The organism is Agarivorans sp. Alg241-V36 (assembly GCF_900537085.1).
GTDB lineage: Bacteria > Pseudomonadota > Gammaproteobacteria > Enterobacterales > Celerinatantimonadaceae > Agarivorans.
Genome location: NZ_UNRE01000003.1, coordinates 280,349 through 301,953, shown reverse-complemented (window position 1 = coordinate 301,953; position 21,605 = coordinate 280,349). Strand labels below are relative to the sequence as shown.

General features: G+C 43.3%; 20 protein-coding genes. 9 read left to right on the top strand and 11 right to left on the bottom strand.

All coding sequences use genetic code 11. The features are described from left to right. Positions 1–96: 96 nt before the first annotated feature. The 3 genes from rhtB to G6R11_RS08740 form a co-directional block, all read right to left on the bottom strand. Positions 97–714, bottom strand: a complete 618-nt coding sequence (gene rhtB, locus G6R11_RS08750) for a homoserine/homoserine lactone efflux protein (RefSeq protein ID WP_163132695.1) — start codon at positions 712–714, stop codon at positions 97–99. An 83-nt stretch (positions 715–797) separates the two neighbouring features. After that, entirely contained in the window at positions 798–1,997 is a 1,200-nt protein-coding gene (locus tag G6R11_RS08745) for an NnrS family protein (RefSeq protein WP_163132694.1), read from the bottom strand. After that, entirely contained in the window at positions 1,997–2,266 is a 270-nt protein-coding gene (locus G6R11_RS08740) for a hypothetical protein (protein WP_163132693.1), read from the bottom strand. Before G6R11_RS08740 ends, G6R11_RS08745 begins: the two co-directional genes overlap by 1 nt. 185 nt (positions 2,267–2,451) lie before the next feature. On the opposite strand from G6R11_RS08740, the gene norR reads away from it, so the two are divergent. Next, positions 2,452–4,029 (top strand): nitric oxide reductase transcriptional regulator NorR, encoded by a 1,578-nt coding sequence (gene norR, locus G6R11_RS08735; RefSeq protein WP_163132692.1) that lies wholly within the window; start codon positions 2,452–2,454, stop codon positions 4,027–4,029. A gap of 56 nt (positions 4,030–4,085) precedes the next feature. Next, positions 4,086–4,895, top strand: coding sequence for a fumarylacetoacetate hydrolase family protein (locus G6R11_RS08730; RefSeq protein WP_163132691.1), 810 nt, complete (start codon positions 4,086–4,088; stop codon positions 4,893–4,895). 24 nt (positions 4,896–4,919) lie between these two features. Here the strand turns inward: G6R11_RS08730 and G6R11_RS08725 are convergent, their stop codons facing one another. Continuing rightward, positions 4,920–5,321, bottom strand: coding sequence for a hypothetical protein (locus G6R11_RS08725; RefSeq protein WP_163132690.1), 402 nt, complete (start codon positions 5,319–5,321; stop codon positions 4,920–4,922). 342 nt (positions 5,322–5,663) lie between these two features. Here G6R11_RS08725 and glnS point away from each other — a divergent pair, with 342 nt between their 5' ends. Both glnS and msrA read left to right on the top strand, forming a co-directional pair. Then, positions 5,664–7,328: a glutamine--tRNA ligase gene (glnS, locus tag G6R11_RS08720; protein ID WP_163132689.1), complete on the top strand. Its 1,665-nt coding sequence runs from the start codon at positions 5,664–5,666 to the stop codon at positions 7,326–7,328. A gap of 44 nt (positions 7,329–7,372) precedes the next feature. Beyond that, positions 7,373–8,011 (top strand): peptide-methionine (S)-S-oxide reductase MsrA, encoded by a 639-nt coding sequence (gene msrA, locus G6R11_RS08715; protein WP_163132688.1) that lies wholly within the window; start codon positions 7,373–7,375, stop codon positions 8,009–8,011. Positions 8,012–8,071: 60 nt separating this feature from the next. On the opposite strand, the gene G6R11_RS08710 is transcribed toward msrA, so the two are convergent. The 4 genes from G6R11_RS08710 to G6R11_RS08695 all read right to left on the bottom strand — a co-directional run bounded on the left by G6R11_RS08710 (position 8,072) and on the right by G6R11_RS08695 (position 10,553). Next, positions 8,072–8,317: a DUF6482 family protein gene (locus tag G6R11_RS08710; protein WP_163132687.1), complete on the bottom strand. Its 246-nt coding sequence runs from the start codon at positions 8,315–8,317 to the stop codon at positions 8,072–8,074. 116 nt (positions 8,318–8,433) lie between these two features. After that, positions 8,434–8,661, bottom strand: a complete 228-nt coding sequence (locus tag G6R11_RS08705; RefSeq protein WP_163132686.1) for a hypothetical protein — start codon at positions 8,659–8,661, stop codon at positions 8,434–8,436. A gap of 296 nt (positions 8,662–8,957) precedes the next feature. Beyond that, positions 8,958–9,530, bottom strand: coding sequence for an LON peptidase substrate-binding domain-containing protein (locus tag G6R11_RS08700; RefSeq protein ID WP_163132685.1), 573 nt, complete (start codon positions 9,528–9,530; stop codon positions 8,958–8,960). Positions 9,531–9,614: 84 nt separating this feature from the next. Then, on the bottom strand, positions 9,615–10,553 hold the full coding sequence (locus G6R11_RS08695) for a tRNA-(ms[2]io[6]A)-hydroxylase (RefSeq protein ID WP_163132684.1): 939 nt from the start codon (positions 10,551–10,553) through the stop codon (positions 9,615–9,617). A 111-nt stretch (positions 10,554–10,664) separates the two neighbouring features. Between G6R11_RS08695 and G6R11_RS08690 the strand changes: the two genes are divergently transcribed. Then, positions 10,665–10,841, top strand: a complete 177-nt coding sequence (locus tag G6R11_RS08690; protein ID WP_163132683.1) for a hypothetical protein — start codon at positions 10,665–10,667, stop codon at positions 10,839–10,841. On the opposite strand, the gene G6R11_RS08685 is transcribed toward G6R11_RS08690, so the two are convergent. Then, the gene (locus G6R11_RS08685; protein WP_163132682.1) at positions 10,834–11,742 is read right to left on the bottom strand and encodes a J domain-containing protein; all 909 of its coding nucleotides are present in this window, start codon (positions 11,740–11,742) and stop codon (positions 10,834–10,836) included. The two genes, G6R11_RS08690 and G6R11_RS08685, sit on opposite strands and share 8 nt — an antisense overlap. 146 nt (positions 11,743–11,888) lie before the next feature. On the opposite strand from G6R11_RS08685, the gene G6R11_RS08680 reads away from it, so the two are divergent. Beyond that, entirely contained in the window at positions 11,889–13,034 is a 1,146-nt protein-coding gene (locus G6R11_RS08680) for a cupin domain-containing protein (protein ID WP_163132681.1), read from the top strand. A 205-nt stretch (positions 13,035–13,239) separates the two neighbouring features. Further along, positions 13,240–14,346: a phosphoribosylaminoimidazolesuccinocarboxamide synthase gene (locus G6R11_RS08675; protein ID WP_163132680.1), complete on the top strand. Its 1,107-nt coding sequence runs from the start codon at positions 13,240–13,242 to the stop codon at positions 14,344–14,346. Positions 14,347–14,417: 71 nt separating this feature from the next. Here G6R11_RS08675 and G6R11_RS08670 read toward each other — a convergent pair whose 3' ends face one another. After that, positions 14,418–17,294 carry a hypothetical protein gene (locus tag G6R11_RS08670; RefSeq protein WP_163132679.1) on the bottom strand — a complete coding sequence of 959 codons (2,877 nt, stop codon included), beginning with the start codon at positions 17,292–17,294 and terminating at the stop codon, positions 14,418–14,420. 53 nt (positions 17,295–17,347) lie between these two features. Next, a complete protein-coding gene (locus G6R11_RS08665) occupies positions 17,348–18,577 on the bottom strand; it encodes a phosphatase PAP2 family protein (RefSeq protein ID WP_163132678.1) in 1,230 nt (409 codons plus the stop codon). 205 nt (positions 18,578–18,782) lie between these two features. Between G6R11_RS08665 and recR the strand changes: the two genes are divergently transcribed. Together recR and htpG are read left to right on the top strand one after the other, a co-directional pair. Next, positions 18,783–19,385 (top strand): recombination mediator RecR, encoded by a 603-nt coding sequence (gene recR, locus G6R11_RS08660; RefSeq protein WP_163132677.1) that lies wholly within the window; start codon positions 18,783–18,785, stop codon positions 19,383–19,385. A 152-nt stretch (positions 19,386–19,537) separates the two neighbouring features. Then, positions 19,538–21,448 (top strand): molecular chaperone HtpG, encoded by a 1,911-nt coding sequence (gene htpG / locus G6R11_RS08655; protein WP_163132676.1) that lies wholly within the window; start codon positions 19,538–19,540, stop codon positions 21,446–21,448. Positions 21,449–21,605 lie beyond the last annotated feature (157 nt).

Here is a 21,605-nt window from a genome sequence, read left to right as displayed (position 1 = left end):
ATCTCGCTATCATGGTTATTTATCTATAAGACGAGCAACTAGATAAAAAGACGAAACTAATTTGAAGAAAACTGCTTTTTAGTTATTGCGCTAGTTTTATCGCTCTACTTTAGCCAGGGCAATACCCATCATCACAAACAGTGAACCAAAGATGCGATTCTGCAACGCAATAAACTTGGCTTTACCTAGCCAAGGTTTAACCGCTGAAGCGAGAGTGGCATAACTAAACATTACCGCGCAATCTATCATGACTACTGTTAACCCTAATAGCAGGTATTGGCCGGTCATATCCAGATTCGGGTTAACAAACTGCGGCAAAAATGCAGCAAGAAAAATGATAGATTTAGGGTTCATCAAGTTAACAATAAAGCCCTGTTTGATCAGTTGCGAACTGGACTTTACAACTGTCTCTTGGCCAGTTAATGCCGTTGGTTTTTCGAGGAATTTACTAATACCTAAATAGAGAAGGTAGGCGGCACCTAGGTACTTAACCGCAGTAAAGGCAACAGCAGAAGAAGCTAATAGTGCCCCCAAGCCAACAGACACAATAATTAGATGAGTAACAAGAGCCAGTTGTAAGCCAGCAATGTTTTTACAGGCTTGTTTAAAGCCACCACTTAATGAATGGCTAATAGTGGCAACAGTGCCAGCTCCTGGTGAAATACTAAACACAATGCAAGCGACTACAAAAGTAAGCCAAACACTTAGTAACATTGGGAGTTCCTTGAAAAAGCCCTTTTATATTGCTGCAATATCGCAGAATACATAAAGGGCGTCTAGTACTTGCTAATGAATGCTTAGCTTTGGCGTTTTGTCGATAAAATTGGCAAGTATACGGCCAAGAAAATAAGGCTGGCGATAATCCAAAGCCCGGCACTTACATTCCAAGCAAGTAAAGCATCTGCCAGTGGTAAAAAGGCGCGAATTAGCGTGGCCGCAATCAACAGTATAAAAGCTGCGCTAATAACAGGCTTTATTGCCAAGGTTCTGCCCGTATGGCCCAGCGATACTCGGCTCATCATGGCAAAAATCATCAAACTAATGGCCCCAATGGTAATAATATGAAGCGCATTGCTAAAGCTTAGCGAAGCAAAGTAATAACTTGCGCCGAGCGCAATTAAACCTAGAGCCATAAGCAAGTAAGAAATGTGCAAGGACCATAACAGCGGCACTTTTAGGGTATTGATACTGCGCCAGTAAGCTAAGCGGAGTAAATGTAATAGCCCCAAGAGCATTAAACTAAGCGGTACCAAGTGGTAAGCATTCACAAAGTGGCTAGCGATAAAAGCCGCGGTAGTGGCGATGGCCAATGGACCTACTAAGCGGTTGATCCACTCCGGACACTCTATGGCTGCGGTTTGGGCGCCGCGAACAGTAAAGAAAGGGATTACTCTGCCGCCCACCAAGGCCATCATAATGGTAAATAACAACACCATGGCTCGAGTTAAATGTAGTGCTAGGGCAGTATTGGCGAGCAAGTCACTGGCTAAAATCGCCAAGTTTATCAAACCCATGACCGACAATAGAGCGATAAAAATGTAGTTACGGCGGTTTTGAGCAGCAAACACAAGCTTGCTATAAATCACCACCACGGCGAGCCACCACAAACCTTGTAATACACTTGCGAGTATTGCGCTCTCAGCGGTGTTTATATAAAAGGCTATACGAGCGAAACACCATAATAGCACCAAGCCCGCCAGCGCTTTGCCTTTAATGCTTGGTTGACCGGTCCAAGTTTGTACTGCGGTTAAAATGAAACCTACAGCGACGGTGGTGCCAAAGCCAACTAGCATTTCATGGGCGTGCCAAACCTGAGGACTTAAGCCGCTAAAGCCAATCAAGATGTGTCCGTTTAACAGCAGCACCCAAAGCGCTATGCTAAATGCTGAGCTCAGCGCCGCCAGCAAGAAGAATGGGCGAAAGGCTAATTCCAATAGCGGATGTTGATGCCAGTGTTGGGGAGTATTGTTTGAATCTGGCTCAGCAATTTTAATCACTATATAACCTCATGACCGAGTTCGTTGAATCCTACACAGCGTAACACGTAACCCACTTTCAGTACGCCAGCAAACACAATAGTAGATATGTGTGCGGTAATTTGCATTGGCATAGAAAAAGCCTGTGCTAAGGGGTAGGAAATGATAATAGATGAAATGATCACAACAAGTGAAACCAGCATTAACCAGTTTCCACCTACTATGCAACGCATATATTGGCGAAAGTCGCTCGGTTGTTTCGAATCTACAATTACTGGAAAGTGTTTCATAGGGCTACCCTCATACAAATTACTTGGAGTTTAGTTTTACTTACTCGATACATCGCAATCTTCATACCAACTATGTAAAGTCGTTAAAGCCAGTAAATCCGCCTATCTACTTACCTGTGTAGTCATTTTGACTTCTTGAGTGGTGGAGTCATAAAGACTACTATGAGTGTTAATGAGGAGTAATAATGTCAGATATATCTTCAAAAGCTTTAATAGAGTTGGCCCTAGATTTAGCCCAAAACTTAAGTAGCAAAGACCGTTTCGACCGTTTATTGGATACTGTTCGAAAAACCATTGCTTGTGATGCTGTGGCTTTGCTAGCTGTAAGTGGGGAGTTGCTCAAGCCACTCACCTTACAAGGCCTTAGCCGAGATACCTTAGGTAGGCGCTTTTATTTGTCGGAGCACCCTCGCTTTCAACAAATCTGTGCTTCTAACTCCCCAGTGCGTTTTCCGGCCAATTGTGAGCTGCCTGATCCCTATGATGGTTTGTTGATTGACCGAGAGGGTGATTTACCGGTGCATGCCTGTATGGGCTTACCCTTGTATTTTGACCAAAACTTAATTGGTGTGCTGACCTTAGATAGCTTTACGCCTGAAGTGTTTGATGACATTCCCAATAGAACGCTTGAAGTTATTTCCGCCATGGCGGCTGCAAGCTTGAATACCGGCCTAACCCTAGATTTACTCGAGCAGCAGGCTCACCATTCACAACAAGTGTTAGAGGAGTTAAATCAAGCCGCTTGGCATCACAATAGTGATGAGATAGTGGGTGAAAGCTCGGTGATGAAGCGCTTAAAACAAGAAATTGCGCTGGTGGCTCCCTCTGACTTTACTATTTTGATCCAAGGTGAAACCGGTGTGGGTAAGGAGTTAGTAGCGCGCTCGCTGCACCTACAATCATCCCGTTACACAGCGCCAATCGTGCATGTTAACTGTGCGGCTTTGCCTGATAACTTGATTGAAAGTGAGTTATTTGGCCATGTAAAAGGTGCATTTACTGGCGCTGATAAAAACCGTGCAGGCAAGTTTAGCATTGCAGATGGCGGCACCATTTTCCTCGATGAAATAGGCGAGCTACCTTTGGCCGCGCAAAGTAAGCTATTGCGGGTACTGCAAAATCAAGAGGTGCAGTCGCTTGGCCAAGACAAAATTCATAAGGTAGATGTGAGGGTGATAGCAGCCACCAACCGCGATTTAGCTAAAGAAGTGGAGCAGGGGCGATTTCGCGCCGATTTATATCATCGCTTATCGGTTTACCCAATATTGGTACCACCTTTACGTGAGAGGGCGGGAGATGTTCAGTTGCTGGCGGGCTTTTTTGTTGAGCTGGTTAAGCGGAAGTTGGGTATTCCACAAATTAAATTGCAAAGTGATTTAGTGGCGTATCTAAACGCTTACGATTGGCCTGGCAATGTTCGAGAACTAGAACATTTGATTAGTCGCGCAGCACTAAAGGCGCGAGCTTATCAAAGTGGCAAAGACATTGTACGAATTAGCACTGTCGATTGTGGCGAGCTTAAATCGGCAGATGTTGCGGAAGAGACTTTGCATGAATCTACAACACCAAAAAGCTTAGCGTTGGGGGGCCTTAACTTGCGCCAAGCCACAGACGCATATCAAAAAAACTTGGTGGCAGCGAGTTTAGAGAAGCATCAAGGAAGCTGGTCAGCGGCAGCTAAAGATCTGGGTGTTGATAGAGCCAATTTAAGCCGCTTGGCGAAACGTTTGGGTTTAAGTGTAGATAAAGTCGTTAAACGCTAAACTATAGTTTGCTTGTGTGCGTAATTATTTTGAACGCCAAATCTCAAGGACGAACTGTGAAAAAACTATTATCGACTAGCTTCGCGCTTTTATTTCTCTCGAATACTGCCATTGCTGCGCAGAATGATCAGTTTGCTTTAATTGACCATCAAGGTGTCAACACTTGGGTTAAGCACGCCGGTGATAACTTACTGCACCTTAACGCTTCACCCATAGAAAGCGGCGAAGTTAACGGTCAGTCATCGCCTATAGCTGAGGCCAAATACTTAATGCCGATTAAACCAGCCACTGTATTTGCGGTGGGCTTAAATTATCGCAGCCACGCTGGAGATGCCGGTGCCAGTAAGCCGGAAATATTCTATAAGTCGCATAGTTCCTTGAGCATTGGAGGCCCAATACAGTTTCCAAAAGATGCGCGTAATGTGCATTTTGAGGGAGAGCTGGTGGTTGTGATTGGTAAAACCTGTTCAAAAGTTACCAAGCAAAATGCCAAAGATTGCATATTTGGCTATACCGTTGGTAATGATCTCACTGAGCGCTCTTGGCAAGGTCGAGATTTACAATGGTGGCGAGCTAAGGGAGCCGATGGCTTTGCGCCTATTTCTCCTTGGATAACGCAAGTTATGGGTGGTAACCAGTTTACTGTAACCACTAAGTTAAATGGCGAAGTAGTTCAGCAAGAAACCTCGGCCAACATGATTCACTCTGTTGAAGACATCGTCAGCTACATTAGCCAATATGTGCAGCTACATCCCTATGACGTGATTTTTACCGGCACACCTGGAAGAACTAAAGCTTTAAAGAGCGGAGATAAAGTGGTGGTGAGCATTGATGGTTTAGGCGAGGTGTCTACTCAGATAGAGTAAACACCTTCACTTTGAGGCTTAAAGCTATTTTACCGGGGTTAAACCTCTATCACGGTTATCCACTGCGCCATCTAAATCGAAATCAGCAGATTTCCAAGCGCTTGCTTCTTCAAAGGAGAATTTTTTAGCTGCCCACGCTGTGGCTGAAGAAAGATCAAAGCCTGAATCTATCCAGCCTCTAGCGTCAACAGCGCTAAACGCTTTAGCCCAAGCCGTAATCTCATTGGGGTCGCTAAAGTTTTGGTCTATAAATTCTTTCACTTGCGGCTGGCTGATGCCAGCTCGTACATAGGTTTGTACTTGCTCTACATTTACGCCAATTTCTTTCCAGGCGGCAATTTCAGATTCAGACATGCCATCCCAAGTAGGTTGGCTTGAACATGCAAACAGCAGTAGTAGGCTAAAACCTAAACTTATCAAACGCATAATATATTCCCTTAATTATCAACAGTGACCTATATTGACTATAAACCATGGCGAAAAATTCGCCATCGACTAGCGAGAATCATCAACAAATAAATACCGATTAAATCTAACTGGTGATAGCTTCAATCGCCAAGCAATGCAGTGGCGGTGTGAGATGGAGCTAGCAACAAAAAACTTGGTGAAAAACCAATCAATTTTGGCCTCTTAAGGCTGAGTTGCTGATGTCGAACAAGGGCGTGAGGCGATCTTTTCAACGCTTGTTCGATGGTTGCTTGTACTAAGCCTAAGAATCAGTGATTATACGGCTTTAATTAGCGTTTAATTATTTATAGGTAGGCTGGTATGAGTGAGGCGGAAAATCGCCCTAGCAATTTCATTCGTCACATCATTGATGAAGATCTTAAATCCGGAAAGCATGACTCTGTGCATACGCGTTTCCCACCGGAGCCAAATGGTTACTTACACATCGGCCATGCTAAGTCGATTTGTTTGAACTTTGGTATTGCTCAAGACTACCAGGGCGCATGTAATTTGCGTTTCGATGATACCAACCCTGAAAAAGAAGACATTGACTACGTTAACTCTATTCAACAAGACGTTAAGTGGCTTGGCTTTGAGTGGGATGGCGAGGTGTGTTATTCCTCAAACTATTTTGACCAACTATACGCTTATGCCGAAGAGTTGATCCAAAAGGGCTTGGCCTTTGTTTGTTTCTTAAACGCAGATGAAGCCAGAGAGTACCGTGGCACCTTAAGTAAGCCAGGTAAAAATAGCCCTTACCGTGATACATCTATTGAAGAGAATCTAGCATTGTTTAGAAAGATGCGTGCTGGTGAATTCAAAGAAGGTGAGTGTTCATTGCGCGCCAAAATTGATATGAGCTCTTCGTTCATGTGTATGCGCGATCCAGTGATTTATCGAGTACGCTTTGCTCATCACCATCAAACCGGTGATAAATGGTGCATTTACCCAATGTACGATTTTACTCACTGTATTTCTGATGCGATTGAAGGCATTACTCACTCTTTATGTACTTTAGAGTTCCAAGATAACCGCCGTTTGTACGACTGGGTACTAGAGAACATCACCATTGAGACAGTGCCTCATCAGTATGAGTTTTCACGCTTAAACCTTGAATACACGGTAATGTCTAAGCGTAAGCTTAATACCCTCGTGGTGGATGGCCATGTGAATGGTTGGAACGATCCGCGTATGTTAACCATTGCAGGTTTGCGTCGCCGTGGTTATACCGCAGGCTCTATTGTTGAGTTTTGTAAACGAATCGGCGTGACTAAAATGGAAAACATGGTAGAAATGCCAATGTTGGAAGCCTGTATTCGAGAAGATCTTAATGCCAATGCACCCCGTGCGATGGCAGTACTTGACCCTATTAAAGTAGTGATTGAAAACTACCCAGAAGATAAGCTTGAGCAACTGTCTGCACCTATTCACCCAAGTGAAGACATGGGCGAGCGTGAAGTGCCATTTAGTCGCGAACTTTATATTGAAGCGGAAGATTTCCGTGAAGAAGCCAACAAAAAGTTCAAGCGTTTAGTGATCGGCAAAGAAGTGCGCCTACGTAATGCTTATATGATTAAAGCTGAGCGTTGTGACAAAGATGAAAACGGCAATGTAACCACGGTTTATTGTAGCTACGACGAAACGACCTTAGGCAAAAATCCAGAAGATGGGCGTAAGCCAAAAGGCGTTATTCATTGGGTTTCTGCTGAGCACGCAAAACCTGCTGAAATTCGCTTGTACGACCGTTTATTCTCGGTAGCAAACCCAGCGGCCGAAGAAGACTTCACCGCGGTGCTTAACCCAGATTCATTAGTGGTTAAACGTGGTTTTGTAGAGCCAAGCCTAGTGTCTGCCAAGGCAGAGCAAGCCTACCAGTTTGAACGCCAAGGTTACTTTTGTGCCGATAGCGTAGATTCAAGCCCCGAAGCTCTAGTGTTTAACCGCACTGTAGGTCTACGCGATACTTGGGCCAAAATTGGTGGCTAGGCGCTAGCAATTAAACGTTTGCCAATAGAGATGGAGTTGTATCAATGAGCAAAACGACTTTGGTTAGCCAAGCGGATGCCTTACCTGGACGTATGGAAGCCATTAACTTAGACGGTATTCACGCTGTTAATGGCAGCAACTACCTAGAACATGCTAGCGCTAATCAAGCAACGGCTTATTTTGGCTTAGGTTGTTTTTGGGGCGCAGAACGTTTGTTTTGGCAACAGCAAGGCGTAATTACAACTGCGGTAGGGTATGCCGGCGGTTTTACGCCTAACCCTAATTACGATGAAGTGTGTACCGGTTTAACTGGACACACTGAAGTTGTGAAAGTGATATATGATCCAAGTGTGATTAGCTATCAGCAATTGTTGACCTGCTTTTTTGAGCAGCACGACCCAACCCAAGGCATGCGCCAAGGTGGGGATGTTGGTACCCAGTATCGCTCGATGATATTTGCTACTAGCAGTGAGCAGTTGGAATTAGCTAAGCAAGCCCAACAGGCTTACCAGAAAGCCTTGCAAGGTGAAGGTTTAGCGCACGCTATTAGTACCGAATTAGTTAACTTTGATACTTTTTATTACGCAGAGCTTTACCATCAGCAATACTTGCACAAAAATCCTAATGGATACTGTGGCTTGGGCGGGCTAGGTGTTTGTTTGCCACCTTGGCTTCAAGAGTAAATGGAAAAAGCAGCCGAATGGCTGCTTTTTTATTGCTTGGCTAAATGGTTGTATTGGTATTTACCAGCTCAAAGGCATTTTCATTGGCTGGTTTGCGCTTTGTAAGCCGCACATTTCGTCATAGGCGGAGTGCTGAACTAGCCAAACTTTATCGATGGCCTGTTCTTGATAATGTTGTTTTATGCTAGAAATACTGGCGAACCTGAGAGGGTGGTGATTGCTATCACAAAGTACCCGTTGAAAGTTGTGTTGTTGCTCGTTGACTAGGTAGATGTCGCCTTCATGAGAATTAATGATCAGATCCATATCAGCCTCCTTAGCTTGTGTATTTAATACGCAACAAACTAGCGAGTAGATGACAAAGAAATAAAAATTAGTGGAAAGAAGTTGGGGGAGGAAAACCGCCCCCACTGTCTTATAAACTAGCGGCGTAGTTTTAAGAGACTAATAGGGCAGGTAATGCCTAGTTTCTCAGCTGCTTGTTTAAATCCAGCCTCTAAACTTTCGAAGCTCATATTTGAGGTGAACTCCATGCAGAGCATGTCTCGTTCTTTCTCGATGTTCCATAATACGGCTTCATCGGCGGTGGCAGATTGGACTAGCGGAAGTGCTTGTGTAATTGCTGCGCTTATTTTTGCTTTATATCTCATGAATCACCTTTAAGAGAGTAAGGGTCGCAGATCTCTCACTCACTAACTACTAGATATTTATTGTTCCAAGGTTATTAGGGTAATAGCATATTGGATTCAGTTACCAATGCGAAGCCATTACTTCTTCTCATCATCCATGACTTAGCCATCTTAAAGCACTTTTGATTACAAGACTGTGTAAAAGTTCGCATATTGCGATAAATATGACATTTTTTAGTTAAATATAAGTTTTTAATGCTAATAATTAAATATCAATTAAGATAAACCGCTTACTTGATAATCACTTTTTATATCAGCTACCTATGGCCTATTGTTATTTCAGACACTAACTGATGAACTAAGTTATCTAGAGTTGAAAAATCATCTTCATAAAGGATTTGATTTTTAGCTTTGCTAGAGAATGGCAATAGCTCTAACCAACGTAAAACTACCCAATATTCATCATCATAAGCGAAAAAGTCTGGATGCTGCTCGTAGAGCTCGTGCTGAATTAATACTTGCTGCAGCTTTTCACTTAGGTCGTCCTCAACGGCGGGGGCTTCTTCGAGTTGCCAATTGGGTTTAGCTTGGGCAAAAGCGCTATAAAGCTTATCATCAGCTTGGCTGGTATCACTTAGGTCTACGCGTTTTATACCGCGTATGGTAATGCCAAGCATACCGTCTTCAAGCTGCTCAAAATCTTCTATTTGGCAATGAACGCCTATGTTGAACTCTGTATTATCTTCCGCGAGTGGTTGGCATAGTACAAAGCCTTTAGCTTCTTCACTGGCTATAGAAACCAAACGCAAATAACGTGGTTCAAATATTCGTAATTTGCTCAGCCCTCCGGGCAAAACAAAAAGCTCTAATGGAAACAAGGGTAAGCGCATAGTTCACCTTATCCAATCTGATTAACTTCCAAATAACTACGTGGTTTATTGCTAGTGTGATCAACCCTTTCTACATTAATTATACTAGCTCAAGGGTATTCCACTGTGAAAACGAAAAACGTCATCTTGTTGAGAAATTAGTTCTGCTTCATGTTGGCCAATTATGCTTAGCCTTTGTTGTAGCTCTTTTTCGTCAATGATCATATTCGCTAAGCTCAAATAATCCTGATAATGGCGGGCTTCTGAGCGTAATAAAGAAATGTAGAATTGACCGATGGTTTCGGGTAAAAACGGCGCGAGCATGGCGAAACGTTCACAGGAGCGAGCTTCAATGTATGCGCCAACAATCAGTTTGTCGGCTAAGGCTTGTGGTTCAAAATGACGAACTTGCGACATTAAGCCTTTAGCGTAGCCACCTGCTGGGAGGTTTTTATAGCCAATTCCAAATTGATGCATGATAGAAAACACCTGCTCAAAGTGATGTAGTTCTTCTTTAATTAGCAGCCTCATTTTTTCAATCAATGCTGCTTGAAAATCGGAGAGTTGCCCTTGTTTTCTTGATTCTGCTTTGGCGCTTAATGTTGATGCTTGTGGCTCTGCGTTATAGCTGTGAGCACTTAATTGTTTACTTAGTTCTGCCAATAACTCTGGGTCAAACTTGCATCGCTGCATCAAGCTCAGTGTTGCGCTGGCAGTACCATGTTGTTTTTCATCAGCATTATTTGCACCTAAAGGAAAGAACCAGTCCATAAAAACCGGCACAGACCAACGACCCGCTCTAAAAATAATGAATTCATAAGGCGCTAACAGGGCTTTTATCTCTTGTTGAATCACTGGCTGATTAGTACCTGCGTATTTGAGTAGAAGTTTGCTGGCAGTGGCAGCTGCTTTCCACTCAGCATTAGCGTGATCAACTAACAAAATGCTTAAGCTAGCGGGCTGTTTTGCTTCCTCTAGCCATTGTTTGGGCGTAGGGCAGTGCAAAAAATTGTTAACGGGTTCGAGTAAGGCAGAGTATGGCATTGGCAAAAATAGCGTGTTTACTTCAAGTTAATGAAGTTTCACCCATTTGGAGTCTTGTTTTCAAGTACTTGATCCGTAGGCTTAATGGCGGTTTTAACAGAGACAGAGAAAATGGAACAGATTAACCAGCAATTCGATCAATTATTAGACCCACTAGCACGCCTAAACGAACTGTGCGCCAAGCTGCCCAGTGGAGATAAAAAGACCCGTTTGCTGGAACAAATTGCCGCTATTAAAGAGCATAACGAACAAGCAAAAAGTGAGTTAAAAGCTTTTCTTTCTAATTAGCTGGTGTCCCAGCGGCGCTAACTTCCGAGTCTATAAAGTCTGTCTCATGCAGGTTTTCTAGAAAAACCGAATATGGATGTTTACCAATAGCACTATCTTCCCCCAGTTGTCCTTCTGCTTTTTGAGCTTCAGTGGTTTTTTCATCGACGGCGTTTACATCAACTGGGTTTACATCAATAACGTTTTCATAAGTAGTGCCTTTCTCAATAAGCTCTTCATTATCGATTAACCTAGGCATTTCTATATCTTGCTGTAACAAGAACTGCTGCTGAGCTTGATTCAAGTCTTTAGCTGAAAGTTGGTTCAATAAGACGCGAATCAGCGACAAACTCATATCCAAATCATCCTCAAGGTATTGTTGCCGGGCACTGCTTAAGCGAAGCTTTTGTTTTAGTTCCCAAGTTTTGGCCAAGTTCTCTTGGCTCAGCGCTGGCACAATTGGTTTAGCAGGCTTTTTGCTGCTTTTTTCGGCCGCAGTTAACTGATTAGCGGCCTTGATTAATTGCTGATTAGACTGATACCAGCCATTACTTAAAACAATCACGATTACCGCTAACACGCCAACGAGCGCTGGCATTACTATCTTTTGTAGTCGCTTGGTTTCTTTTATCTGTGCTTGTTTGGCAATTGCTACGCTTAGTTTTTGAATATAAAATTGTTGCTGATGAATGGTTTTCTTTAAGGCGAGTACTTGCTTATTGGAGTCATCCAAAGATTGCTCAATAGCAATTGCCCCTTCACCCAATAACAATTTTTGATAACTGTTTTTAATCAAAATCATCAATTGGGCTGAACCGCCCTTGTCGGGGTGGCAGCGGCTGGCGAGTTGTTTGTAGCGGTTTTTTATTTGCTCTTCGGTGGCATTTTCCGGAAGATCAAATAATTGAAAGTGCGTAGTCATGTTTTTGTGTAAGGTTTACGATCCCTGTTAGCTGGCTTAAGCATACAAAGTTTTTAGCGTTTTGTCCTTTGAATAAAGCGAGGGTTTGGCTAAAAGCCTGTCGGGAAATCAGTTACACTTTGCCGATACTACAAAAGGTGAGCTGTATGACATATCAAACCGCATTTGACCAACAAGATTTCATGGCTAATTACTGGCAACAACGTCCCTGTTTGTTAAAACAAGGCATGCATGATTTTGTTGATCCGCTAAGCCCCGAAGAGCTCGCTGGCTTAGCTATGGAGGCGGATATTCAAAGCCGTCTTGTGAGATGTGTAGACCAGCAATGGGAAGCCCACCTTGGTCCTTTTGAAGATTTTGCCTTATTGGGCGAATCACAGAGCTCTTTGTTGGTACAAGGAGTAGACCATTGGCATAGCGAAGTAGCGAAGCTAGCTGCGGCTTTTCAGTTTATTCCAAACTGGCGGTTTGACGATGTAATGATTTCTTACTCTACGCCTAAAGGCGGTGTGGGTCCGCATATCGATCAATATTGTGTATTCATTATTCAAGGCGAGGGCAAGCGACACTGGCGGGTAGGGCAAAAGCAAATTCTTAAGGAATTTGCCTCTCACGATAAGCTAAAACACTGCGAGGACTTTGTCGCCGAAATTGACGTGGTTCTAGAAAGTGGTGATGTGCTGTATATCCCGCCTGGCTGTCCGCATGAGGGCTACGCTATAGAGCCGTCAATGAATTACTCGGTAGGCTTTAGGGCTCCTAATGCTAAAGACTTAGTCACTGGTTTTGCCGATTACCTATTACAACACGATACTAGTTCGCAACGTTTTGCCGATCCTCACCGACAAGCCACTACTGAGTTTGGCCGAGTGGCAGAAAATGACACTCTAGCTTTGAATAAATTGATGCAATCCTTGCTCAATTCTCCGCAAGCCAGCGCTCATTTTTTAGGGGAGTATTTAAGTGATTCATCGCATAGCTCAGACATTGTGGTACTGAATGGCAGCGAAGATGAATTAACCATGAGTGATTTACATGAGCTTATGGAGCAGGGCGCTGAGTTAAAACGTACTGCAGGGATTAAAGCCTTATATCTTGATGTATTGCCCTACGAATTGTTTGTAGATGGCCAAAGCTATGCGGTGCCTAATTGTTCATGGGCTTTAGCAAAGAATATGTGTGATAGTGTGGCAATAGACGCTCATTCCCTGCGAGCTTTTAACGAAGATAAACATCAGCTTGATTGGCTTTTAGAATTACTCAATGCGGGTTTTTGGTATTTTGACGAGTAGTAACTGTTAAGCAAATTCTATTCATTGTTTAGTTAAGCTTGGTAAATGTTTATCTGCGAATGAAAGTGCTTTAGAGCTCGCTAATCGCTAGCAGTTAGCGAGCTTTCTGGTAAAATCCTTCAGCAAATTAATGTTCCCCGTAAAAATCAGTGTGTAAGCGAGCTTGTTCGTTGATTTTTCGCTCTTAAATAGAGGACTGTTTACCATGAGTCTTGCTGATAAAGTATTAGCAGTGAATAACGATTTACCCATTCGCACCGACGCGCCCGTTCATAGCGGTAAAGTTCGCTCGGTATATTGGCTAACCGAAGCCGATAGTAAACGACTCATTAAAGAAAAAGCTTATGATGTTGCTGCCGACACGCCATTAGCGATTATGGTAATCAGCGACCGTATTTCAGCCTTTGACTGCATCTGGCACGGTGAAGAGGGGCTAAAAGGCGTGCCTGGTAAAGGTGCTGCACTTAACGCAATTTCAAATCATTGGTTTAAGCTGTTTAAAGAACAAGGCTTGGCCGATAGCCACATTCTCGATATTCCACATCCCTTTGTTTGGATTGTTCAAAAAGCGCGCCCAGTAATGATTGAAGCTATTTGTCGCCAATACATTACGGGTTCAATGTGGCGCGCTTATGAGAAAGGCGAACGTAATTTCTGTGGTATTGATTTACCAGAAGGTTTGCAGCGCGACCAAAAATTACCAGAGATTCTGATTACTCCCTCTACTAAGGGCATTCTTAAAGGGATCCCTGGGGTTCCAGAAGCAGACGACGTAAATGTCACTCGCAACAACATTGAAGACAACTACGCCGCTTTCAACTTTAAATCCGCCAGCGATATCGATGTGTACGAAAACCTACTTAAGCAAGGTTTTGGTGTAATTAGCCAGGCCTTAAATGACATTGACCAAGTATTTGTTGATACCAAATTTGAGTTTGGCTACGTTACCGACGCTCAAGGGCAGGACAAATTAATATACATGGACGAAGTTGGTACGCCAGACTCATCGCGTATATGGGACGGTCCAAGTTACCGAGAAGGTAAAGTGGTTGAAAACTCTAAAGAAGATTTCCGCCAAACTTTACTTAGCTACTTCCCAGATCCTGATATTCTGTTAAACAAAAACCGTATGCCTGAACGCGAAGCCTTAGCGCGAGACAACAACTTGCCCGTTGAGGTCTTAATGAAAATCTCTGAGACTTACACCGGCATTGCAGAGAAAATTACTGGCGCACCTATCACCATTGGTGATAACCCTAAGCAAGAAGTGATTGATATTCTTCGTAAAGACTACGATTTAATCGTAGATTAAATCTACAGGGCATAACAAAAGAGCAAGGCAGTGCCTTGCTCTTTTTTATTGTCTGAGCTTTGTTAAAGTGCTTAGTTAAGCTGCGCTAGGGCGCTAGTTAGGGCCGTTTCATCCTGCTTAAATACTGCTTCAGAAAGTTCACTTACCTGTTGGTTTAGCTTATCCGAAGCAAATTTCTCGGCTCCAAACGCGAGGTGTTGTACTTGCTCCTGCGCCTCTTTCCATTTTTGCTGCTTGGCAAATTCCACGATTAAAGAACAGCGATTTTTGTTTTCGATGCTGAATACACTTTCTAGTGCTCGCAAATAAGGTTCATTGCCACTTTCTGCCGGCGATACATTAGTTTGTTTATCCGATTTGGGCTTAGGCTCGCTCGGACTCAAGCCGCTGAGATTTTCAATTAAGCGAAGGAAGCTATATTCCGATATAGCATGGGATGACAATAGCTGCTCATCTGCACATAAGCCGTCTAATGCCTGTCCAAAGTGCTGATTCAATACCAATACATCACGTATATCATTTTCAATATTAGACTCGCTTAGCAAATAGTAATGTAAACCGGCTAAGCGAGTAACATCTAAGTCCTCAACGTTGTTTACCAATAGCAGTAAGCGAAGTTCGGGTTTGTACTGTTGTATTTGTTGAATTCGTACTGTTGTGAGTTCGCTACTTTCCAGCAACAGGTAATCCACTGTGCCGAGGTTCTTAATCTGATTATATGCTTCTTGCCAAGCACGATGCTGCCATTTTAAAGCGATGTCGCCTAACTGCGTATTTAAGTGTTCAAAGCGGTGTTTAGATTGGCTAAATGAAGCGATAGAAAAGCTGCTCGGCGTGGTTGCTTCATCTTCACTTGCTGCGGCAATAGCAACCTGTGCAAGGTCTTCAATAGTTTGCTGCTCTTGTGTGTTGGAATGTTGCTGGAAGAAGCTAGCCATTAAAAAGCTACATAGTTGAGGCTTTAAGCAAAACAGTGGTTTAAGAGAGGAGTCATACTGTGCCGATGAAGGCAGTTGTTCCGCTACCAGCAACACGTTTAGCTTAATGCCTTGATCTTCTAACTCGAGGGTTAACTCAGGTTTATCGCTTATTACCGTTACGCTGTGTTTAGCGGCTACTTCGTCTAGTTGCGTGAGGTCTATGACCTCGGCAGATAAAAGTTGCAGCTGAATGCTGAGGCAACGCTGGAAAAACTCATCGGCAAAATCTAGCGCAAAATATTGCATATCTTCGCTAGTGCTTTCTACTAATTGATCGGATGCTACCGCTTGATAATTTAGGCAAAGACTTAAAGAATCTTGATTTTGCTGTTGGCGCCCATTGACCTGTTTCACTAAGGCCGCGCTGAGGGCGATGATTGATTGTTGCAAAGTGCTTAGTTGGCCGGCGTTTTCGCTATCCACAGAAAAGACTAATTGTTGGTTTTCAACTTGTAGCTGAATAAGCACTTGGCTGTTGTTTGGATACAAAGAGATTAAATAAAGCTGTAAATCTAATATCGCAACCAAATGAGCACGGTTTAGCATGTATTGTTGGCTAATCTCTGGGCTAACCACCAATGCCCAATGTAAGTTTTTAGCATGGAAAAGGGCAGAAAACTGAGCAAGTCGCTGCTCGAGTATTTCAAGTACTGATTCTGATTTACACTTTATGCAGGTGTCTTGTTGTTGCTGCCAAGGCAAACTGCGTAGCAGTGTGTTTAAACGGACCTGTGCGTCTAAGCGCTCTCTAATGGAATATTCTGTAGGTGCCAGTAGTGATGCTTTGTTTAGTTGGTTTAAGGCATCTAAGCAACCGGCTTTTAGTGGTGTGTATAAATCACTTGGCATTAGTTGCTGTAAAAGGTGTTTAGGGCTTTGTTTGTGCTGTGTAAGCTGTTCTTGCTGGCGTATAGGGTTAATACTTACCAAATATAAGCTGTCTTCACTAAAGGGCAGGGCAAGGTGAGTAGCTGCGTAAGTTTTGCCGGTTTTGTTTGCTCTTACTAATAAGCAAAACTCCTCAGGGTAAGAGACCAATAACTCCATAAACTCACCGTCTTGAGTTTCGTTTTGCTTAGGCACTGAGTAGTGTTTGTTCAAGTTGATGTTGATGAGTTTGTCTTTGCTCACGTTTAAATAGTTACGCCCAATGGTGCTGGCTCCAATAACGTGGTTGTGTTCATCAACGATAAAGGCAGCGTTATTGGCATGCTCAAGCAAAGCTTTTTTCAAGCTATTGGCTCGGTTTGATAACTCAACCAGCTGCTTTACTTTATGTTTGTCTTTTTTGTGTTGGGCTTTGGCTGTTTGTAACTCTTTGCTTAGTTTGGCATTAGTAATTTCAATCGCTGTTTTCGAGCTAGAGATAACAGGTTCTTGTTTTGGCGGAGTTGGTTTGTTGACCGTCGGCTTGATTGGTGTTGGATTTGCTGAGGCAGTGGTAAACATTCGACTAACAAATACGCTAAGTACGATTTGTAGTAACAAGATCCCTGCTAACAATCTAAATGCCACTAAACGATGTGGCAGTAACCACTGGTAAACGCTACTCGGGCTAGAGAATTCAATCTCAACCCAAGCAATAGGATTAATTTGGCTAGATGGTCGTTGTTGGTTGTCGACTTGAGCAGCAAGTTTGTTGGTTTGTTTGCCATCATTTTGCTGCTTCTTGCGCGGTGTGCCGGCTTCCACCATGACTTTACGACTACTTTGGTCGGTGACTTTTACATAGTTAACACTGGGTGACTTTAACAGCTCTTCGGCCAGCTCTTTTAACACTGGTTTATTTTGAATATTTACTGCGCGCCGTGCACTAATCTCAAACAAACTTAGTGCGGTTGTTACTTCCTTCTCGGTATTGTTTTTTTGCTGCTGATACAGAAAAGGCAAGGCTAAGGCAGTGACACTCGCTACCACCAATAAGCAAATTAGGTTAATTAGTAAGGCAGACTTTAAACGAGTACTCACGGGCATCCTTGCAAGTAAAAGGTAATAAAAAGGCGCAATCTGCGCCTTCAGTTTTAAAATGCATAACCTAAGCGCAGATAAATGCTGTCGAACTCAATTTTTCTAAAGGTTTTAGCATTGTCTTGGTCACGTTTGTAGTAGCTATAACCACCACCAATATCCCAGCGCTTATTAAACGCATAGTTAAGGCCTAAATCTGTCATAAGCACTTCACCGTCGCCATTATTACCGTATTCGCCAGTAAATGCGAGGTTCACCTTAGGCGTAAAGTGGTAACCAAGGGTTGCGTTTGCTAAGGGGTAAAATAGCCATTCTTCATCACCTTCTAGCTCTTTGCTAAAGCTTGAGTCGGGGTAAAGTGAAGCTTGCGCATATTGAATCAATAAACCTAAACCTGCTTTACCAATCCATTGTTTACCTAACTGTAAATCGTACTGCCAGTTAACTAAGTTATCCCAAACTTGGTATTGTGCATATACATCACCTCCGCCTTCTACCTTGCCTTGGTCTCGCGCTTCATAAGGTTGGGTTGAGTAACTAAAGCTGTGTTGATCACTGGCTAACCAAGTCCATCTTGCGGCAGCAGTTGTGAGCGTATCTTCTTGACCAAACTCTATGTTTTGGTTGGATGCAAAGCTACCAATGTCATTAGATTTTAAGCGAGTAGGCCCAAGCAAAAAGTCGAATTTAAACTTAGGGTCAAATGCTGTTGGTGGTTTTTTAGAACGTGTTCCGCCTTCAAAAAAGCCATTTGATAGTGATATTTGTAAACCTTTAGCATCACCATCAACCATTGGGCTCACTTTAATGTCTTCGTCGATAGGGTTAACAAAAAACAAGTTACTTAAAGTGGCTATACTGGCGCCAGCTATCACGTCATCCCAGTAGTGTTTATCGCCATGTACTCGGCTCCAACCGGTGTAAGCGGCAAGCGCATAAGCGGGAACCCCCCAGGCTGAACCATAGCGAGTTTGGAAGAAAGATGCGCCACTAAACGCTGCAGCCGTATGGCCAGAAGGAAAAGAATTATTAGTGGTAAAGTTAGGCCGGCGCTTGTCTACAGCAAACTTAATACCATGAGTAAAGATCATGGTAGTGGCGAAAGATTTGGTTAATTGCCAGCTACCTACAGTATCCCCTTTAGCTAAACTTACGCCTAGGCCACCAAGAGGCAAAAGAATTTGAGTATAGTCACCTATTTGTACATAGGTTTCGTCGGCTGCTGCGTTAGCGCTAAACACAGATAGAATGGCAGCCGAGATTAAGCTGGTTTTTAGCTTCATAACTTGTTCCTTGTTCGATTTAGCGATAAATCCCTTACCGCTAATACTTCTTCGTTTATTATCATACCCACTGGAATGCTATTAGGTCTAGTGATGTAATTTATTTTGCGAACAATTCTAAGTGAATAATTCTGCGACTGGTGATGAATTTTGCTTATCACGCTGTTACATTATCGTCGCGTAAATTGAGATTAGTGGAAGTTTAATGAAATACAGCCCCAGCATAGAACAATTGATTAAGTCACTACAGGTATTACCGGGCGTGGGTCCTCGTAGTGCCCAGCGCATGGCCTTTCATTTGTTAGAGCGCAAGCGTAAAGATGGTCTACAACTCGCGGCTAGCATTAGCAATGCGATGGACGTGATAGGGCATTGTAAGGTGTGCCGCAATTTTGCTGAGGAAGAACTTTGTCCCATCTGTCAGTCTCCAAAACGTATGAACAAAGGGGTGATTTGTGTGGTTGAAACCCCCGCCGACGTGGCAGCGATAGAACAAACAGCTCAATTTTTTGGCAGTTACTTTGTGCTCATGGGTCACCTTTCTCCACTAGATGGCATTGGCCCAGCAGAGCTTCATCTCGATAAGCTAGAGCAGCGTTTAGCCCAAGAGGAAGTCGCTGAATTGATCCTCGCGACTAATCCAACCGTTGAGGGCGAGGCTACCGCTTATTACATCGCAGACATGGCCAAACGTTATCAGGTAAAAGTATCTCGCATTGCTCACGGCGTTCCGCTGGGAGGCGAACTTGATAGCGTGGATGGCACGACACTTTCGCATTCTTTGATTGGTCGGCAGCAGCTCGATTAAGTAGCTCTCAGTATTTTAATATAAGCTCACTACGGTGAGCTTTTTTGTATCTCAGAGATAATTTTTTTGGCTGTCAGCTTGAAATCAAAATTGGCTACCCCCATATCGTTTATCAACTAACGAAGTATGTGTAAAAGCAAGGAAACAATACGATGACTGATGCAGCTCATGCAGAAACTCATGGCTTTCAAACTGAAGTAAAACAGTTACTCCAGTTGATGATCCATTCTCTATATTCAAACAAAGAAATCTTCTTACGTGAACTTGTCTCTAACGCGGCAGACGCCGCCGACAAGTTGCGCTTTAAAGCGCTAGAAGACAGCGCTTTATTTGAAAATGATGGTGACTTACGTGTACGAGTAAGCTTCGACCAAGATGCTAAAACTATTACCTTGTCTGATAACGGCATTGGTATGACTCGTGATGAAGTAGTTGAGCACCTTGGTACTATTGCTAAGTCTGGTACTAAAGAATTCTTTGGTCAGTTAAGTGGCGACAGCGCAAAAGACTCACAATTAATTGGTCAATTTGGTGTAGGTTTCTACTCAGCATTTATCGTAGCCGACAAGGTAACCGTTGAAACCCGTGCTGCTGGCGCAGAAGCTAGCCAAGGCGTGCGTTGGGAAAGTGCCGGAGAAGGTGATTACACTGTAGCCGACATTACTAAAGAAGGCCGTGGTACCGACATCATTCTTCACTTGCGTGAAGACGAGCATGAGTTCTTAGATAGCTGGAAAGTGCGTTCTATCATCACTAAGTACTCAGATCATATTTCGATCCCAGTACAAATGTGGAAAGACGAAACCCCTGAGTCTGAAGGCCCAGATGGTGAAAAAGTTGAAGCAGTACCAGGTGAGTGGGAAGCCATCAACAAAGCAACTGCATTGTGGACTCGTGGTAAAAGCGACATCTCTAAAGATGAGTACAACGAATTTTACAAGCACATTTCTCATGACTTTGCAGATCCACTTACTTGGGCGCATAACAAGGTTGAAGGTAAGCAGGATTACACCAGCTTGCTTTACATCCCAAGCAAAGCCCCATTTGATATGTGGAACCGCGAGCGCCAACACGGCTTAAAACTTTACGTACAACGCGTATTTATTATGGACGACGCCGACGAGTTTATGCCGGGTTTCCTACGCTTTGTGAAGGGTGTGTTAGATTCAAACGACTTACCGCTAAACGTATCGCGTGAGATTCTTCAAGATACTAAAACAACCGCTAACTTACGTAGCGCTTGTACTAAGCGTGTTCTTACTATGCTTGAGCGCATGGCGAAAAACGATGCCGAGAAATACCAAACGTTCTGGGCAGAGTTTGGCCAAGTGCTAAAAGAAGGCCCTGCGGAAGATATCGCTAACAAAGACCAAATCGCTAAGTTACTGCGTTTTGCTTCAACTAATAGCGATAGCGCTGAGCAAAATGTTTCGTTCGCCGATTACATCGAGCGCATGAAAGAAGGCCAAGACAAGATTTACTACGTAACTGCAGACGGTTACGCCGCAGCAGCGAATAGCCCGCACCTAGAAATCTTTAAGCGTAAAGGCATTGAAGTACTACTAATGCACGACCGTGTAGATGAGTGGTTAATTAGTCACTTGCCAGAAGCTGAAGGCAAAACGCTAGTTTCTGTTACAAAAGGTGATTTAGACCTTGGCGACTTAGATGACGAAGAAACTAAAAAGCAAAAAGAGCAAGACGAAAGCGAATACGCTAGCTTTGTAGAGCGCATGAAAGAAAGCTTGGGCGATAAAGTTAAAGATGTTCGTTTAACTTACCGTTTAACCGATACACCTTCTTGTATCGTTGTTGATGACAACGACATGAGCACGCAAATGCAGAAGTTGATGCAAGCAGTTGGTCAAGATGTGCCAGATCAAAAGTACATTTTTGAATTAAACCCTCAGCATGCCTTAGTTAAGCGTGTAGCAGACGAGCAAGACGAAGCTAAATTTGCAGAATGGGCAAGCTTACTGCTCGATCAAGCAACATTAGCCGAGCGTGGTAGTTTAGAAAACCCTTCAGATTTCATTAAGCGAGTTAACCAACTTTTAGCTTAATCAAAGTCTAAATAATAAAAGGCAGCACTAGGTGCTGCCTTTTTTATTGTTTGTTTTATGAGCAGCGTTCAAAACAAACGAATATTCATGGACTTGATTGCAGCTATACAGGTCAGATGACTTTGAAGTGAATGCAGAGGATGAGTTCACAGTTAAA